The sequence below is a fragment of the Salidesulfovibrio brasiliensis JCM 12178 genome, assembly GCF_001311825.1.
GTDB lineage: Bacteria > Desulfobacterota > Desulfovibrionia > Desulfovibrionales > Desulfovibrionaceae > Pseudodesulfovibrio > Pseudodesulfovibrio brasiliensis.
In genome coordinates, this window is sequence record NZ_BBCB01000070.1 from 1 (window position 1) to 17062 (window position 17062).

17 protein-coding genes and 1 pseudogene are annotated in these 17062 nt (G+C 59.3%); 5 read left to right on the plus strand and 13 right to left on the minus strand.

Annotation, left to right across the window (positions count from 1 at the left end):
• Positions 1 to 126: 126 nt before the first annotated feature.
• From JCM12178_RS13635 to JCM12178_RS13660, 6 genes are all read right to left on the minus strand, one after another.
• Positions 127 to 678: a DJ-1 family glyoxalase III gene (locus JCM12178_RS13635; RefSeq protein WP_054652086.1), complete on the minus strand. Its 552-nt coding sequence runs from the start codon at positions 676 to 678 to the stop codon at positions 127 to 129.
• Between the two features lie 14 nt (positions 679 to 692).
• Positions 693 to 1274: a DUF1847 domain-containing protein gene (locus JCM12178_RS13640; RefSeq protein WP_054652088.1), complete on the minus strand. Its 582-nt coding sequence runs from the start codon at positions 1272 to 1274 to the stop codon at positions 693 to 695.
• Between the two features lie 151 nt (positions 1275 to 1425).
• Positions 1426 to 2103: a S1 family peptidase gene (locus tag JCM12178_RS13645; protein WP_054652090.1), complete on the minus strand. Its 678-nt coding sequence runs from the start codon at positions 2101 to 2103 to the stop codon at positions 1426 to 1428.
• 26 nt (positions 2104 to 2129) lie between these two features.
• Positions 2130 to 3023 carry a glycine betaine ABC transporter substrate-binding protein gene (locus tag JCM12178_RS13650; protein WP_245628780.1) on the minus strand — a complete coding sequence of 298 codons (894 nt, stop codon included), beginning with the start codon at positions 3021 to 3023 and terminating at the stop codon, positions 2130 to 2132.
• A gap of 29 nt (positions 3024 to 3052) precedes the next feature.
• Entirely contained in the window at positions 3053 to 4696 is a 1644-nt protein-coding gene (locus JCM12178_RS13655; protein ID WP_245628781.1) for a BCCT family transporter, read from the minus strand.
• A 311-nt stretch (positions 4697 to 5007) separates the two neighbouring features.
• Positions 5008 to 5370 carry a carboxymuconolactone decarboxylase family protein gene (locus tag JCM12178_RS13660; RefSeq protein WP_054652094.1) on the minus strand — a complete coding sequence of 121 codons (363 nt, stop codon included), beginning with the start codon at positions 5368 to 5370 and terminating at the stop codon, positions 5008 to 5010.
• Between the two features lie 103 nt (positions 5371 to 5473).
• On the opposite strand from JCM12178_RS13660, the gene JCM12178_RS20340 reads away from it, so the two are divergent.
• The 4 genes from JCM12178_RS20340 to JCM12178_RS13680 all read left to right on the plus strand — a co-directional run bounded on the left by JCM12178_RS20340 (position 5474) and on the right by JCM12178_RS13680 (position 7731).
• Positions 5474 to 5938: a LysR family transcriptional regulator gene (locus JCM12178_RS20340; RefSeq protein WP_054652096.1), complete on the plus strand. Its 465-nt coding sequence runs from the start codon at positions 5474 to 5476 to the stop codon at positions 5936 to 5938.
• Positions 5935 to 6333, plus strand: a complete 399-nt coding sequence (locus JCM12178_RS20345) for a LysR substrate-binding domain-containing protein (protein WP_054652098.1) — start codon at positions 5935 to 5937, stop codon at positions 6331 to 6333. The genes JCM12178_RS20340 and JCM12178_RS20345 overlap by 4 nt, the downstream gene beginning before the upstream one ends.
• A 300-nt stretch (positions 6334 to 6633) precedes the next feature.
• A complete protein-coding gene (locus tag JCM12178_RS13675; RefSeq protein ID WP_054652100.1) occupies positions 6634 to 7359 on the plus strand; it encodes a DUF4198 domain-containing protein in 726 nt (241 codons plus the stop codon).
• Between the two features lie 15 nt (positions 7360 to 7374).
• A complete protein-coding gene (locus tag JCM12178_RS13680) occupies positions 7375 to 7731 on the plus strand; it encodes a hypothetical protein (RefSeq protein ID WP_369404526.1) in 357 nt (118 codons plus the stop codon).
• A gap of 90 nt (positions 7732 to 7821) precedes the next feature.
• Here the strand turns inward: JCM12178_RS13680 and JCM12178_RS13685 are convergent, their stop codons facing one another.
• The 7 genes and pseudogenes from JCM12178_RS13685 to JCM12178_RS13710 all read right to left on the minus strand — a co-directional run bounded on the left by JCM12178_RS13685 (position 7822) and on the right by JCM12178_RS13710 (position 15995).
• Entirely contained in the window at positions 7822 to 9846 is a 2025-nt protein-coding gene (locus tag JCM12178_RS13685; RefSeq protein WP_054652102.1) for a PAS domain-containing hybrid sensor histidine kinase/response regulator, read from the minus strand.
• Positions 9847 to 10344: 498 nt separating this feature from the next.
• Positions 10345 to 10599, minus strand: coding sequence for a hypothetical protein (locus tag JCM12178_RS19915; protein WP_245628782.1), 255 nt, complete (start codon positions 10597 to 10599; stop codon positions 10345 to 10347).
• Positions 10596 to 11138, minus strand: a complete 543-nt coding sequence (locus JCM12178_RS13690) for a dimethyl sulfoxide reductase anchor subunit family protein (protein WP_245628783.1) — start codon at positions 11136 to 11138, stop codon at positions 10596 to 10598. Before JCM12178_RS13690 ends, JCM12178_RS19915 begins: the two co-directional genes overlap by 4 nt.
• A 2-nt stretch (positions 11139 to 11140) precedes the next feature.
• Positions 11141 to 11701, minus strand: a complete 561-nt coding sequence (locus tag JCM12178_RS13695; RefSeq protein ID WP_054652104.1) for a 4Fe-4S dicluster domain-containing protein — start codon at positions 11699 to 11701, stop codon at positions 11141 to 11143.
• Between the two features lie 13 nt (positions 11702 to 11714).
• A pseudogene (locus JCM12178_RS13700) lies at positions 11715 to 13969 on the minus strand (molybdopterin-dependent oxidoreductase).
• Entirely contained in the window at positions 13947 to 14558 is a 612-nt protein-coding gene (locus JCM12178_RS13705) for a molecular chaperone TorD family protein (protein ID WP_245628785.1), read from the minus strand. Before JCM12178_RS13705 ends, JCM12178_RS13700 begins: the two are co-directional and overlap by 23 nt.
• Before the next feature lie 102 nt (positions 14559 to 14660).
• On the minus strand, positions 14661 to 15995 hold the full coding sequence (locus tag JCM12178_RS13710) for a LuxR C-terminal-related transcriptional regulator (protein WP_054652108.1): 1335 nt from the start codon (positions 15993 to 15995) through the stop codon (positions 14661 to 14663).
• Positions 15996 to 16075: 80 nt separating this feature from the next.
• Here JCM12178_RS13710 and JCM12178_RS13715 point away from each other — a divergent pair, with 80 nt between their 5' ends.
• The gene (locus JCM12178_RS13715; RefSeq protein ID WP_054652110.1) at positions 16076 to 16579 is read left to right on the plus strand and encodes a hypothetical protein; all 504 of its coding nucleotides are present in this window, start codon (positions 16076 to 16078) and stop codon (positions 16577 to 16579) included.
• Positions 16580 to 17062: the final 483 nt, after the last annotated feature.

The window sequence follows — 17062 nt, forward strand, 5'->3', positions numbered from 1 at the left end:
CACAACGAAACGGGTTCCGCTTCCCGTCCCTCCCGCCGGAGGCGGCCAACACTCCCTCCCAAAACAAAAAAAGCCGCCCTTGAGCAAAACGCTCAAGGACGGCTTCACCAAACCAAATGAAACAACTCACACCACAAGCATGGCCTCGGCCAGCTCGTCGGCTTTTTGTTTGCCCAAAAGCTGCCGGACAAGCTCAAGGGCGAACTCCATGGCCGAGCCGGGACCGGAGCCGGTCACGATGCGGTTGTCGACCACGACGCGGCCTTCTGCGAGATTGTCGGCGGGCAGCTGTGCGCGAAAGGCGGGATAGGCCGTGACTTTCTCGCTGCCGAGAATCCCTTTGTCACCAAGGACAACGGCCGGGGCCGCGCAGATTGCACCGATGAGGCCGTGTGCCTCCCGTTGGGATTCAAGAAGCTCGATGACGGGGGCGGAATTCGCGAGGTTGGCCGCACCGGGCATGCCGCCGGGCAGGACCACGAGGTCGTAGGCGGTGGTCGTGCAGTCTTCGACGCGGACGTCGGCAATGACCTTCAGACCGTGTGCGCCGGTGATCGTTTCGCTGCCAACTCCGGCAACAGTCAGTGATGCTCCAGCGCGGCGAAGCACGTCGATGATGGTGGTGGCTTCGATTTCCTCGAACCCGTCCGCAAGCGGGATAATCGCGGTTTTGGACATATGTTTTCCTTTGCCTAGAATTCCTTGTCGAATTTGCGGCGATAGTAGTTGGAATAGAGTGCGCCTACCGGGTTGTGGGCCAGAACGCGATCCTTGGCAACGAGCACTGTGGCGGGAGCCTCGCTGTGTTTGAGGAACAGCGAATCGTGACCCACGCAAAGGCCGATCATGACGTTCAGGCCGGTTTCGTCTCTGTTGAGCACTTTGGCTTGGGCCAGTGGGTTGCAGGTGGCTTCCACTTCGCGGCCCCAGAGCTTTTTCAGGCCGACGTCGCCTTTGTCCACGCCGCAGACCTTGCAGCATACGGACGAGACCTTGAATCCGGCCTCTTCTGCAATTTCACAGAACCGCCGGGCCTCGTTCGGCAGCCCGAGGCAGAAGGCCACGCCGATTTTTTCCACACCCAGACCGTGCGCGAACTGGAGCGTCTCCTCCACGCGGGTCATTTTCATGTAATGGTCGGCCTCAATGGCGGCGGCCACCTGCATGATGCGGTTCACTTCGGGATCTTTCAGGCGTTCTTTCATCTCGTCATGCAACCCGGCGCAGTCCTTTCCGGCATAACACTTTTTCTCGTCACACTTGGCACATTTCATGGCTGTCTCCAGTATTTCAGTATCCGCTATAGCTGATTCCCATGCACTCGGCATACACCCGCCAAAGAGGTGTGGCAACAGGGTGACGTGAAGAGCGTGCAAAGAAAAAGGCCCGGTCGGAAACCGGGCCTTTGGTAGCTATTCAGGAGAGCTAGAGGACTTCAAGCCCTTCCGCCTCCATGAGCGGCACGGCGTACTCGATGGATACGGCGTATGAGAAACTGGTGGGCATTCTGCCTTCTTCTGTTCCTTCGGCGGGGGATGCTTCCAGACTATCGAAGCGACCGCTGACCACGCCGATAACGCGGTGGTCCTCCATGTTCAGAAGCGGGGCGCCGCGGGTGCCGTCGTGCACGCGGCTGTCGAAGAGGAACAGACGGGTGTCGTTGGCGGACAGAATCTTGCCGCTGACCACGGCCTGCTGCAAAACCTGATTGTAGATGCACTGGAAACCGAAGGGAAAACCGAGGCAGGCTACGCCGGTGCCCATGGCGATGGTTTCGGGCGTGCCGATGACGTGGTCGGGCATGTTGATTTCAATATCGTCGCTGAAGGCGAGCAAGGCGATGTCCCGCTCCGCATCTATTTGGGCCACACGGACCGGGATGGCGCGGAACGAGGTGCTGCTCATGGGCATGAACGACTCTTCCGGAGCCACGGGCACGACCATGAGATTTTTCTGGTTGCTCACCGCGTGGGCCACGGTCAGCAGGTAGCCGCCCGGATGCATCACGAAAGCCGTGCCCAGAAAGACCAGCCGTTCCTGCTCGTCCATGCTGTAAAGGCTCATGCAGCCGTTGCGATAGCGAAGATATACGTCCTGAAGCATTGGTTTGGTTCTCCGATGGTACGGTGTTAATTCAGCCAGCTCTGGATGCGCTCGGGATGCGTCCGGATCCAGCGCAGGGCCTTCTCGTAAGGGAAAAGCCCTTCGTCCTGCTGAATCCAGAGCATGAGCTGGCCCATTTCCTTTGGCGACCAGTTGAATGCGTCGAGCACCTTGTAGACTTCCGGCTCGTCGGCCTTGAGTCCCTTGCGGGCCATGGTGCCGATGTAGCCGGTCTTGCCGAAGATGTTCTTGGGGTCGTCCAGAAATTCAAGTTCCCAGCGGGCAAATATCCAGTGGGGCAGCCAGCCGGTCACGACCACCCAGCGCTGGTGGCGAATGGCGTGGGAGAGTTCGGCGACCATGGAGACCTCGCTGCCCGGCACCAGCCGGAAGGTGTCATCAAGATCGTAAGCCTTGAGGGCTTCCTTGGCCTTGTGCATCACGCCCGCGCCGGGGTCGATGCCCACGATGCGGTGCTTGTATTGTTCCGCGTCATCGCGCAGCCCGGGGATGCTTTCGGTGGTCAGGTAGGGACGGTTTCTCAGCCCGGTTCCGGCGGTAAAGCGCCCGGCCGTGATCTTGGGCACCACAAGGCCGATGCGGGTGCCTTCGAGGTTGGAGCCGAGGTCATCGAGCCGGTCATGGTACTTGTTGTAATATACTTCCTGCGTGTCGGGCAGCCATGCGGAGAGCATGACATCCGCTTCGCCGTCGGCCACGAGCTGCCACATGGTCTCTGCGTCGGTTGCCACAAGCTCGCAGTTGCGCCCGAGCTTTTCCTGAATCACTGCCTTGACCAGATTGGCGCTGGCTATGGACGAAGACCAGTCCGCGTGGGCGATGACGATGGGCTTTTGCGCGGCAAAGGTCTGCGGAACAGTCAGAAAGGCCAGCAGCAGTGTGGCGATGAGGGTACGCAAAACGGTTCCTCCTTGTTGCATCGTTACGGCTACCAGAGCCTGCGGCGTCCGAAGGTCTTTCCCTTGGGCAGCGGGGAGTGCTTGACGCGGAACTGGGACGGCTTCTTGGAAAGGTCCATGGTGAACTCCTGCGGGCCGGTGTAGTCCCGTAGGCCCTTGTACAGGGCAAAGCACATACCGAGCAGTATGAACGCGAACGGAAGTCCCGTGGTGATGGTGGCCGTTTGAAGGGCCACGAGGCCGCCTCCTGCAAGGAGCACGGCGGCTACCGCGCCTTCGAGGATTGCCCAGAACAGGCGTGAGAGCACCGGCGGGTTCGGGTCGCCGCCCGAGGTGATGATGTCGATGACCATGGAGCCGGAGTCCGAGGACGTGACGAAGAAGGTCATGACCACTACCACGCCGAGGAACGAGGTCACGCCGCTGAGCGGGAAGTTCTCCAGCATGACGAAGAGCGAGATGGGGATGTTTTCTTGCACGGCCTTGGCGATGCCGCCTGCGCCGAACATTTCGATGTTCAGGGCGGTGTTGCCGAAGATGGTGATCCACAGGAAGGTGATGAACGTGGGCACAAGAAGGACACCGAGGATGAACTCGCGGATGGTCCGGCCGTAGGAAACGCGGGCGATGAACATGCCCACGAACGGGGACCACGCGATCCACCACGCCCAGTAGAAAATGGTCCAGCCGTGCTGCCACTTGGTGTGCTCGTAGGTCTCGTTCCAAGTGGAGAGTTGCGGAAGGAACTGCACGTAGTAGCCGATGTTTTCCAGCACTGCGTTGCAGATGAACAGCGTGGGGCCGAGGATGAACACGAAGAGTGCCAGCGCGCCCGCCATGGTGATGTTCAGTTCACTGAGGCGGCGGATACCGGCGTCGAGCCCTTTCACGACACTCCATGTCGCCACGAGGGTGATGCCCGCGATGAGCAGCACCTGCACGGTGGTGGACTGCTCCACGCCCCAGAGGTGGTTCAGGCCCGCGTTGACCTGCTGCACGCCGAGGCCGAGGGATGTGGCCACGCCGAAGAGGGTCGCCACGGTGGCCATGATGTCGATGACGTTGCCGATGACGCCGTAGATGCGGTCGCCGAAGAGTGGATAAAAGGCCGTGCGGATGGACAGCGGCATGCCTTTGTTGAACGAGAAGAAGGCCAGCGCCAGCGCCACGATTGTGTAGACGCCCCACGGGTGCAGGCCCCAGTGCAGGAAGGTGATGTCCATGGCCTTACGCGCGGCCTCGGTGGTTCCGGGCTCGGTCAGCGGGTTGGCAACGAAATGGAACATGGGTTCGGCCACGCTGTAGAAAAGCAGCCCGATGCCCATGCCTGCGGAAAAGAGCATGGCGAACCAGCCCATGGTGGAGAACTCCGGCTCCGCGTCCGGGCCGCCGAGGCGGATGTCGCCGAAACGGCTGGCGAGGAGTATGAGCACGAACACCAGAACGATGTTCATGGTGGCGATGAAGAACCAGCCCGCATAGGTGGACATGTAGGACTGCATCGCCTGAAAGACGTTGCCGAGAAAATGCTGGAATATGATGGTGATGGCGACGAAAAGGATAATGAGCGTTGCTGATCCGAAGAACACCCACGGATGGACGTCGAGATGAAACCAGCCTTCCTTGCCGGATTCCACATCCTGGCCCTGTTTGTCGTTTTCCTGTTTGGTCACTGCGGCGATCCTTGTGGCTAAAAGAGTCACGTTTTCGGATATACCCTCACCTGCGGCTGCGACACGCGGGCCGTGGTGACGGACATGCGGGCGAACTGCCCGAATGCGCACATTTCGAGGACTAAAAAAAATACGTGAGAAAGCGACTATGGTCAAGGCGTGCCAAGGGTTGTACGCAGTTCCGGAGTAGTTTTGGACAGTTTTTTCAGCCGGATTGCGAGCATTGGCGGGCACGGCGGGAGCAAGGGTGATAATGTTGCCCCGGCTCTCCGAATGCCCGTTCGAAGGGCCGGGGCACTCCGGGTACCTGGCTATTCCGGTCCGGGAGAACCGAACACGTCCTTTTCTTCAAGGTACTGCATCAATCGGGTCGCCTCGCCAGCGGCCATGGTCCCCCCGAGGCTGACAGCCACGCCGCAGGTCTCCAGCAGCTCGTCCACCGATGCGCCGAGGCGAAGCGCGTTGTCGGTCTGGTAGAGGATGCAGGCGCGGCATCCCTTGATGAGCGCGGCGCACAGCGCCATGAGGCGCTTGTTTTTTGCTTTAACGGCTCCCCCGGCGTAGGCCTCGGCCGAGAGGTCGTCATAAGCCCGGGACAGCTCCGGCATCCGCTCACGATAACGGTCCCATGCGGTGCCGATGGATTCCTTCAGGGCAGTCTGATTCTCTGTCATTTGGTCCTCCTTGTTGTTTTCTGAATCCTGCCGCACGGCTTTTCATTAGACAAACGAATTGTTTTTACATAAACCATAAGGAAAGTTTATTGATGGAGGATGTATGCTGGCGCTTGAAACACTGAGGACATTCGTGGCCGCGGCGGAAAGCGGCAGCTTCACGAGGGCCGGGGCGTTGGTAAACCGCACGCAGGCGGCTGTGAGCATGCAGATGAAACGCCTTGAAGAGGAGACGGGCCGCCCGCTCTTTGTGCGCGAAGGCCGAAGCATTCGGCTTGCCCCGGGAGGCGAGGTGTTGCTCCCGTATGCACGGCGACTCATCCGGCTGCACGATGAAGCGGTTTTCAGCCTTGCGGAGCCGGACGTGTCCGGACGGGCGCGACTCGGTGCGCCGGAGGATTTTGCCAGCATCATGCTGCCCGGCGTGCTTGAACGGTTTGCCCGCGTGTATCCGCATGTGGTGGTGGATGTGCGCTGTGAGGCCACCGAACAGCTCATGGCGGCCCTTGGCCGCGGTGAGTTGGACCTGACGCTCTGCACCACTCCGGAAGAGCCCGGTACCGGGTGATTGTTCGTCGCGAGCCTGTGGTCTGGGCCGCATCGAAACGGCATGACACGCACCTCGCGCGCCCGCTTCCGCTGGCGCTGTTTACTGAAGGATGCGCCTACCGCCGCTGGGCAACGCAGGCACTTGAGGCTTCAGCTATAGCCTACAGGGTCGGCTTCGAAAGCCCGAGCGTGTCGGGCGTCCTTGCGGCGGTCCGCTCCGGGTTGGCCGTAGCCCCGGTCGGAGCAAGCATGGTTCCGGACGACATTCGCGTGCTCGGTCCGGCGGAAGGATTCCCCTCTCTTCCGGCAGCGGTCATCAGTGTGCAGACTGCGCGGGCTGACCCTTCCGAGGTGGTACGGACGCTGAAGCAGGAAGTTGTTCGTGCGTTCGGCTGCCGCGAGGCTACGGACTAATAATCTGGTTAGGCCCTTGAATACCTGCTGTTGCACTGCGGCCCTACCGCCCGGAAGAGCAGGCTGGTAGCCGGGACAGGTGCAGACATTCAGTAAAAGAGGCAACCGGCATGGCCCTGAAAGCGCTGTCGCCGTATCAACTGCTGCGGTTGCCGCCTAACGGTCTCATTGCACAACGACAATCTCACCTCGCAGAAAAGTTTCCAACAACCTGTATAAACAGTTGACAGCCTCTGAACAATCGCCGTAAAGCAGCACTTTGTGTTGAAAATGATTTTCACCCTCACAAAAGGAGCTGTCATGAAACCATTACGCATCGTTCTCGGGCTGATGAGCCTGCTGGTCCTGCTGGCCGCCACTACGGCGCATGCCCATGACATGTGGCTGGAAAAGAAAGGCGACAAGGCTTGGCTGCTATACGGGCATCCCGACAACACGGACCCGTATCCCCTTTCGCGGATAGTCCGGCTGGCCGGCATCACGGCCAATCAGTGGAGCGTTGAGCTTGACCCCGTGGAACACAAAGGGGAGGCCTTTGCCTGGCTGGACGACGAGTTTGCCATGCTGTCTGTCGATTTTGACAATAAATATTGGTACAATACGGAAGAGGACGGCTGGCGCAATTTCCTTGAACCGCGAGAGGTTTGCGGCACCGTTATCGACGAGGGCCGTTCGTGGAAGCTCTCCAAGAGAATTCTTTTCTGGCAGCCATTCATGGCTAAGCCCATCGGGCAGCGTGCGGAGATCGTACCTCTGAAAGATCCCACCAAGCTCAAACAGGGCGACACCCTGCCGGTGATGCTTTATTATGAAGGCAAGCCCATGCCCGCTGAAGGAGCACGGGTGTCGATCACGTCCGATTCAACCGTCGAGCATCCGGAAATGGCAGGACTTGAGGCAGGGAAGCCGTTCAACGTCAAGATCGGTCCTGCCGGACCCCAGATCATCATAGGCAAGTATGAGCATCGTCTCGACGAGACCCGCCGCGTCTGGTTCGCCTTCTCGCTGACGTTCACCACCAGCTAGCGCGGGAGCAGAGCCATGAAAATGCACTACCGACTGCCAGCCGTGTTCCTTGCCCTGCTTGCTGGCGTGTCGCTGCTGGGCCCTTTTGATGCGCTGGCGCATTCGGCCATCTGCTCGTGCCTGGACAACGGCGACAACACCGTAACGTGCGAAGGCGGCTTTTCGGATGGCTCATCGGCAGCCGGGGTTCGCGTATTCGTCCGCGACTCAACCGATACCACTGTCGCCCGTGGAAAAATGGACGAGAACAGCGAGTTCACGTTCGACAAACCCAAGGGAGCCTACACCGTGATCTTCGATGCCGGGCCCGGCCATCAGTCGAAATCGACGGCCGGAGCATCGTGGAGTAAGCCCACCGCATCATCTCGCTGACAGAAAAGAACCCCGGGCACAGTGTCCGGGGTTCTCGCATGATGGTAATCAGGTAAAGTCGTGCGGCGATGCGCAGGAGCGCCAGTGGTTTTACGGCTTCAGCAGCTTATTGAGTAACGGCATCAGGACTTCCATATCCACGGGTTTCGGCACGTAAGCGCTTACCCCGGAACCAAGAAAACGCGCCTTGTCACCAGCCATGGCGTGGGCGGTCATGGCGATGATCGGGATGCGGGTGTTCCTTTCTCCTGCTTCACCGGTTCGTATCGCTGCCGTGGCCTGCTCCCCGTCCATGCCGGGCATCTGTATATCCATGAGCACCAGATCGAAGGAGCTTTCCTTCAGGAGGGCAACGGCCTGTTCGCCATCCTCCACCGCAACCACTTCATGGCCGAGTTTTGCAAACTGCCTCTGGACAAACATGCGTGATGTCCTGTCATCCTCGGCCAGAAGCACTTTCAGACTGTTGACGGCCGGTGCGTCGGCCTCGGTGTCCCTTTCCGGAACAGGTGCGTCGGCGAGCTTGAACGGGATGGAACAGTAGAACGTTGTCCCGACTCCCGGTTCGCTTTCCACTGCAAGTTCCCCGCCCATGAGGCCGGTCAGTCGCTTGCATATGGATAATCCAAGCCCGGCCCCCTGAAACTTCCGGTTGTAGCTGCCGTCGGCCTGCGTAAAAGGCTGAAACAGTCTTTCCAATGTCTTGGAGTCCATGCCGATTCCGGTATCGGAAACGGTTATCAGCACCCTGCAATGCCCCTCGGGAGCGATGGGCAAGGCGGTCGCCTCAAGTTTCACGTAGCCCTCGGCAGTGAACTTCACGGCATTGCCGACAAGGTTGCTGATGACCTGCTGCAACCGGGCCGCATCGCCCCGGAGTGCAAACGGGATGTCGGGATGCACGCTGGACCGGAAGGTCAGGCCGCTTTCCCGCGTTATCGGCTTGAAGAGCTGGATGACGTCCTCCATGGCGGCCCGGAAGTCGAAGGGCTCCTGAACGATTTCCATCTTACCGGCTTCAACGCGGGATAGGTCGAGGATGTCCGAAAGCAGACGGGTGAGCCGTTTGCTGGACTGGATGGCCGTGTCCACGAATTCGGCCTGCTCGTCAGTTATGGACGTTGTCTTCATGAGCTGCAGCATGCCCATGACCCCGTTGAGCGGGGTGCGAATCTCATGACTCATGTTCGCGAGGAATTCGGATTTGGCCCGGTTGGCGGACTCGGCTTCCTCCTTGGCCCGAACCAGCTCGGCCTCGGTGCGCTTGATGGCGTACAACGGCACATCGATACAGAACATCTCTCTGGTGCCGTCCACATGCGGTTGCATGGCGTGGGAAGAATAAACGGGAACACCGGAGCCGTCCTTGTGTTTCAGAAGAAGCTCTCCGGCTGGAATGGGAATACCCCTTTCAAGGCAATCGGTGACGTGACGAACGACCTCGTCGCGCATGGCGTCCGGAATGATGAGGTCTTCCAAGCGCTGGCCCATGGCTTCCTCGCGTGTGTACCCGTAGAGCTCCTCGCTGGCCTTGTTCCAATAGCTGACCCTGCGGCGGTCGTTGTACCCCTGCACTGCGACCATCTCCACGCTGTCGAGCAGCGTACGAAAGCGCTCTTCGCTTTTTCGCAGAGCCTCTTCATTGCGCTTGAATTCCGAAATGTCCTGACAGTATGCCATGAAACGGTCCTGCCCGATCGCGACAGCGTCCAGAATCACATGTATGAGCTGACCGTTTTTGTGCCTGAGGCGCCGCTCCCCGCGAAAAGCGCCTTGGGATCGCAGCGTTGAAAAGGCAGCTCGCACCTGTTCGTCCGTGTCCGAACTGTCGGTGTCGAAGGCGGTGAGGCCGAGCAGTTCTTCGCGGGTATAGCCGAGCATTTCACAAGCGGCCCTGTTGACATCGACATATCGACCCTGCCAGTCCGTCACGAATATGCCGACCGGAGAGTGCTCGACATATTTTCTGTGCTTTTCCTCGCTGCAAAGAGTCGCGGATTCGACCTTGCGGCGGTAGGTCATGAGAACTGCCAGAAAAATGCTGGTAATCAGGGCCAGACCGAATCCGGCAGAAAGCAGGAAAATTGATTTGTGTTCACTATATGTGGCAGCCACCCTGTCTACGATGGATGGCTGGAGAGATGTATTTTCGTGAACAGTGGGCTGGATATGAGGAGCGGATGAGGCGAGGAGTGCTGTGAAGGAGTAACCATGGGCCGCATGGGGCATCGGCAGAGGAGCAAGAAGACAAAACAGGAACGCAGCCAGCAAGAGCTTCGCATGGCCTTTTCCGGCAACAGCGACCCAGATGGCTCACCAGTCTTGGGAGCATCGTCGCTGCGGACGTAATAGTTTCCAAAGGTACACATAGGCATTCCCCGTCGTCCCTGGCCCGAAGAAGCGGGACTTTGCGCTCGAAAACGAGCTAAAGGCCCGTTTCATACGGTGGCAGGAATAGAACGTCTTAGCTATTATTTCCTTTGGGATGAATCGGCTACGGATTCCGGAATGCGCCCTTTGGGGCTGTGCGGTGCCGGTTTATCGGGCTCATTCTCCGGCTTGGAGCAAAAAAAGCGCCCGGGGCGAACGCAATCCGCCCCGGACGCTGTGTGTTTAATACAGACCACCCATATTGGCGGCGGTATGGATGGTATCGACAAAGAATCCCGCACGGCCGAGGAGCTCTCCGAGAAGAACCACCACCGGCAGCCAGACCGCAATGGTGCGTGTCTTCCAGATCACCAACAGCGAAGCGGCCATAATTCCGATGTGGCTCCAGTAGAATCCGGACTTGAGCCATGCCTGACCGGTCAAGCGCATCACTTCGCTGCCCGACAGCCATATACACGGCGCGGCGAGATGGATCACCAGCCGACCACCAGCGCCGAGGTGAAGATGCGGGCCAGCAGTGGTTGATGCGTTTCCGGGGCGAACCAGCTTGCGAACCCGGCACCCAGCGTCACGGCTGAGATCAGGAAGAAGATGGTCGGCAAGGCGTTGTTCAGGGCCGGAAAGGCCGGGGGTGCGTAGGTCATGCCGGTGGAAAGGATAACCACCACGCCGAGCGCGGCCCCGCCCCATGCGAACAGGGGGTTGCCCTTTTCCCCGGAAGCCATTGCGGCAAGAGCGGCCAGACCCACGAAGAGCCCGGCGGAAAGCGCCTCACGGCTCAGCCATGCCGAGTCCAGATGCTTGAGCGCGGTGAACGCGCCCGCCGGGTGGCCCAGATGAAAGAGCGAGGCTATGAGCCCGAGTCCCATGAGGCCGGTAATCATGCGCCACTCGTTGCGGGCGTTGCCGCCCTGAGCCGGGACCGGCTGGCGCACTGCGCGCATGAAGGCGATGCCGATGGCGGCCTGCGAAAGCACCGTGAACAGCACGAGGGGGAGTTCCATTGATTGCTGCATTGTTACCTCCTCACCATCTTGGGAGCTTGGGGCAGGATGAACCGCGTTGAGGGATTGAGCTTCTCCATCTTGGGATATCCGGCCGGGAACTGCACCTCGTTGGTCTCATTGAGTTTGGCGAGATCCACAAGCTGCAGGGCCTCTGTCGGGCAGGACATGATGCATGCCGGTTCCAGCCCGGCGTCCAGCCGTTCATGGCAGAAGCTGCACTTTTCCGCGCGTTTTTCCACCGGATTGTACTTGGGAGCACCGTACGGGCAGGAGCGGATACAGTTTCCGCAGCCGATGCATTTTTCCTGATGATGCACCACCACGCCGTCCTCCTCCCGCTTGGTGTAGGCCACCACGGGACAGACGTTCAGGCAGGCCGGGTCCTCACAGTGATTACAGGCCAGCGAGAAAAAGGCCCGTTCACGATGCGGGTATATCTCTTCCTTCAGCGGATAGACCTGACGCCAGATGACGCCTTCGACCTGCTGGTAATAGCTCTTGCAGGCCATCGCGCAGGTGAAGCAGCCTATGCACTTTTCCGCGTCCACTCGGAATGCGTATTGTTTCTTCATGGTCTATGACTCCTTAGGCCTTTTCCACGTTGGCGAACTGGTCATGGATTGCCACGCCGGGTGCTCCGGCCTTGAAGGCGCCCATGTCCGCGGCTTCGTCGTCCACAAGGTTCTGGACGTTGAAGTCGGTGCCCCTGCCGAACCATGCCTCGTACATGAGCAGGCAGTTCTTCGCCACATTGTTGGTCAGCTTGACCCTGACCCTCTGCTCGCCCACCTTGTTGAAGACGCGCACCATGTCCAGATCGGCAATGCCCTTTTCCTTCGCTGCGTCGGGGTGCATGTAGACGAAGGGTTCCTCGTTGTATTCCTTCATCCAGTCCAGATTGACGAACTGCGAGTGAATGCCGAACTTGGTGTGCGGGGTGAGCAGGCGGAAGGTGTCGTAGCTCTTGCGCCCTTCCTTGTATTCCGGCAGGGCCTTGTGCCCGTTCTCGGCGCACTGCTCGGACTTGAATTCGTACTTGCCCGAGGGCGTTCCGAACTTGTGGTCATACCACGCTGCCGAGGATGCCAGCTTCGCCTTGACCGGTCCGTTCTTGAGGTCGGTCCAGTCGCTGATGCCGAAGTAGTCGTAGATGCCTTGTTGAATTCCTTTCCGAGCCATTCGCGGGTGTCGACCTCCTGCGGGAAAGTACAGGAACCGGGCGAGAGTTCGTTCATCTTCTTTGAAAGCAGTGCTGCGATCTCAAGGTTGGATTTACTCTCGTGCAGCGGCTTGACCGCCTGCTCATTGATGCCGAGCCAGTAGTGCCAGTAGGACACGTTCACGGTCCATTCTTCGAAGAGCGTGGTGACAGGGAGCACGATGTCCGAGTTGGCAACGGTTTCCGTGAAGAACTGCTCCACAGAGACGACCATTTCCAGCTTGTCGAAGGCCTTTTCCAGCTTGGGCCGGTCAAAGTCCTGCGCAAAGGGGTTCTTGCAGGAAACCCAGAGCATGCTGATGGCGGGGTCTGCGCTGTCCAGAATCTCCTGCGCCGTCTTGTTGATGTTCACGGTGCGGTTGCTGTAGCTGGCTTCGTCGGCCTCGGTGAAGTCGAACTCGCCCTTGGCTGCGCCGCCCACGAACCCCTTGGACCCTTCGGGTGGGCTCTGGATCATGGCGTGGTAGTTGAAACCCCAGGTCTGGAGATGGCCGTAGCGCGCGCCGCCGCCTTCCCTGCCCACGTTGCCGGTCATGGCCACAAGGGCGTCGATGGAGCGGACAGTCGCGCCGCCGTTCACGTGGCGCTGCAGGCCGTAGCCTATCCAGATGGTCGCGGGATCGGCGGAAGCGAACTCCTCGGCCACCTCGCGAATCTGTTCTGCCGGGATGCCGCTCTTTTCAGCGGCCCACTCCACGGTGACGTTGTTTCGCAGGTAGTCCTCGAACTCGTCGAAACCGATGGCGTAGGTGTTCACGAACTCGCGGTCCACCATGCCCTTGTCCAGAATGTGGCGGGCCATGCCGAGAGCAAGCGCGCCGTCGCTGGAGGTCTCGGGCTGCCAGAAGACGTCGCCCTTGGCAGCGGTCTGGGTGAAGACCGGGTCGATGACCACGACCTTTGCCCCGCGCCGCTTGGCTTCCATGATATACTTCATGGTGTGCACGGAACACCACGCCGGGTTTGCTCCCCAGACGATGATGTACTTGGCTTTCACCATATCTTCGGGATCGTTGCACCACATGTTGCCCATGTCGTAGTTCTGGGCGTCGATGCCCGCGGGCCAGCAAGGCGTTCCCACGAAGCGCGTGGTGTATCCGAGCGAGGACATCATGCCTTCCACCACGTAGTTCGTGATGCCGAAGTTTCCGGAATACTTTGTCAGGCCCAGCCCAAGCAGATTGTCATCGCGCTCCTTGAGCTCCAGAATCTTCTTGGCAATGCGGTCCATGGCTTCATCCCACGAGACACGGCGCCATTTGCCGGAGCGGCGCCCATCCTGAACCATGGGATACTTGACCCTGTTGGGGCTGTAGAGCTTGCGCGGGTAGGAGTAGCCTTTCACACACAGGCCGCCCTTGGTGAACGTGGATTCCTGCGCGCCTTCGATGAACTGCACCACCCCGTCCTTGACGTAGGTCTTGATGCTGCAGGTGTCGTAGCAGTTGCGCGGGCAGGCGTTGCGGAAGGTCGTAAAATCGCCGGGATTGAAGGCTTCCGCGGCCTCGGCGCTGTTGGGCACGAGCAGGCCGCAGGGCAGCATGGCCGCAGCTCCGGCCAACGCCGTTCCCCTGAGGAACCCTCTGCGGCTCAACGAATTACCTTTTCTGGTCATGGACATCCTCCTCTCCTGATTGTTCCGTTTGGGTGTCGGCTAAGCGGTCCCGTTCCGCATCCAGCCAGCGCTCCAGCGAACGAATCGCCAGCAGCACGGGCGCACTTGCGTCTTCTTCCGTTACGGCGGTGATGAACCTCGGCACCCATTGGGACATGTGATTGAGCACTAGCCATTCCCGCATGGCCGAAGCATCCGGGGCGTTTGGGCCACCGGCGTTTTCAAGAGCCACAAGACCGAGAAGGGCATCCAGCTCAAACGAAATGTGATCGTCGGGAATACTTCCCTGATCCGGCGTGGCCAGACCCATGCGGCGATAAAGGTTTCGCACCTCCAGCGTGCGCGGACTCATGAGGGTGGGATCGTCTTCGTATGCCGAAGCGTATGGAGGTGCAGGGAGCGCGGCCGGACCGACAAAAAGCCGGTTGAAGTCGTATTCGACCTCCAGCCAGTCCACTACGTCGGGCAGTTGCGAGCCGAACTCCCGCGAGATTCCTTCACTGGCAGCGCGGATGCCGTCTGCGTCCTGTGCCGCGAAGAAATCCCTGAGGAACTGCAGCCCTCTGATGCCTCCGGATATCTGATGCGGTTTCATATCTGAATAGGATACATTGCTCATGCATCCCTGATATTATAACCGGCAGAAACAGGGACAGACGGGAAAAAGGGGGTAGATTGGGTAGTTTTTTCTACCCGGTCAGGAGGACAGCCCTGCGGATTTCAGGTGGGCGTACAGGCTGGTTCGCTTCCCGCGCAGGCCGAGCTTGGCCCGGATGTTCTTCCTGTGCGTCTGCACGGTTTCCACGGAAAGGTTCAGGCTGTGGGCGATATCCTTGGAGGAGTAGCCGGACTGGATGAACTGGGCCACCTTGGTTTCCATATGGGTCAGTTTCAAAAGCAGCGGATCGGAGTTCGCGCTGCCCGGGGCAAGGCGGCTCAACTGGTCGCGGACGACGGTAAGATATCCCTTGCGGATGGAAGGATCATCCTCGCTCTCGATGCGCTCAAGCGCCGGAACGACGAGACTGTTTATCTTGGCGGACACCTCGTCGAACATCTCCCCGCGATCCTTGTCGATGCTTTTGAGGACATTGCGAAGGGTGATGTTCATCTCTTCCAGCTGTTCCTTTTCCCTGCGCAACGCGTCGGTCTTTTCGGTAACGATTGTTTCGAGCACCTCACGCTGGGCGGCCTGCGCCGTGATGTTGGTCAGCATTATCATGTATTGATCGCTGGCAAGGCTGACGCTGCTCAGTGGATTTACCTGCATCCGGTAAACCGAATCATTTTCAAACAGGCTCATTTCACAGGATATTCCCGGCGGGTAGTATTTGAGCAGTTCGTCGATTGTCTGCCCTTCCAGCCCGAGGGCGTCCCAGACCGGACGGTTCAGGATGTCATCCAGCGACGTAACCTCTTTCATGGCGGAGTTGGCATCCGTGACGATGCCCTCGGAATCCACCACCACGATGAGGTCCGAAGTCGAATCAAGGATGTTCTCAAAGCGGCACTTCTCAAGGGTCAGCAGCCTGTTGGCCTCGTCCAGACGCTGCCGGGTCAAATCGGGAAGGGTGCGGGTCCAGTCCTGCACAAAGAGCACCTCAAGGGCATCGCCGTAGAGTCGGATATGCCTGCGAGCCAATATCTTTTGCGTCTCCGGGAACCCGTCGCTCTCCTCTATCACGTCCAGCACGGCGTGAATGAAGGTCTTGAAGCAGCCCAGGAACATGTCCGCAGTGATCCCGCGCATTCTGTGGCGTCTGGCAGATTCGATCAGCCTTTGCCCCCATTCACCGTGATGGGCTATGAGCCACGGGAAGTCGACGCCTTCTGCACGCTCCCGCGCATGAGCGAGGACCGGCTGCAGGAAATCGCCCAATGCCTGAAGGCAATCCACACGCTTGGCCGTGGTATGTTCCAGATACCCCGCGCTTCGCATCCTCTCGGACCAGTGCTGAAGGTAGGACTCCTCATGCTCGGCGAGCATCCGGATCAGTTCCATGTATCGGCCTGCATATCCGCTCTCAGCCATCTGCGCTCCACGTTTTTCTGTGATACCCATCCACTACCCAGTGTACTTGTCTTATTCGCGCAATGAACTATTATCAAGACATGAAGACATCCAAACGCCACCCCATGATTCTGGCGATCCTTGCCTGTGCCGCACTGGCCCTAGCACTTCAGCCACTCACCGCCGAGGCGGAGGAAGCTGTACCAAACGCCTCCATGCACGTCAGCGGTGTCCTGAAATCCGGGCTTCCCGTGACCCTCACCTTCGATCTCGGCGGGTACGAGGTCCCGCAGGGACAGTACACATCGATCAATATCCGTTTCCTTTCAAAGCCGGACGCTACAACCCCCTCAGTCCTCCCCGGCTACCCGGAGTCGCAGATCACCTTCCATGCCCCCGGAAGCTACACCTTTGACGTCATCCTGAGCCAGATCAGCAAGTCCAGCTGCGGCGGCGTGGATTCGAAAACCTGTTCAGGGGCAAGAGAACGCTCACGATTCAGTAGTCCAGCCCGAATCATAAGCCTCACTGGGGTCTGCATAAGCTCCGGAGAAACAAAGGTGGGGAGTTTTGCGACTCGCAAGATCTGCGTAGCTTGTCCGTAGCGAATCTAATCATCTCTTGAAAAGGCGAGGCAGATGTCCGAGTCGGCATGTCTGCGGGGGCGTAAATCTTTTGTTTCCCGCCTTCGACGGGACGGGGGTGGGATTCTTTTGTGTTTCCTGACATTTTTGGGTGCTGAGCCCGCCTTCCGGCGGGAGGGGCGGGAAGCGGAACCCGTTACGTTGTGGGTTTCGGCCCACAAGCGGGCCGACCTTCTTTTTTGCTTGCGCAGAAAAAAGAAGGCAAAAACTGCGCTTTTTGTTCCGTGTCCGGCCTCCACTCGGCAAGAGGCTCTAAGAGTGCTCGCTGCCCCGGTCGAAAGGTTCGCCAGCGAACAGACAACCGGGTCCACGCGAGCAGCACATAAGAGCCTCTAAGCCTCGGGAGACAACGCTGCCGTATTGCGTCTGCGTAAGTCGCTCACCCTTAGGGTGTCGCTTTGGGGAGGGCTTGATTTGGGTCGGAGTCTCGCGGCCTGTTCCGTC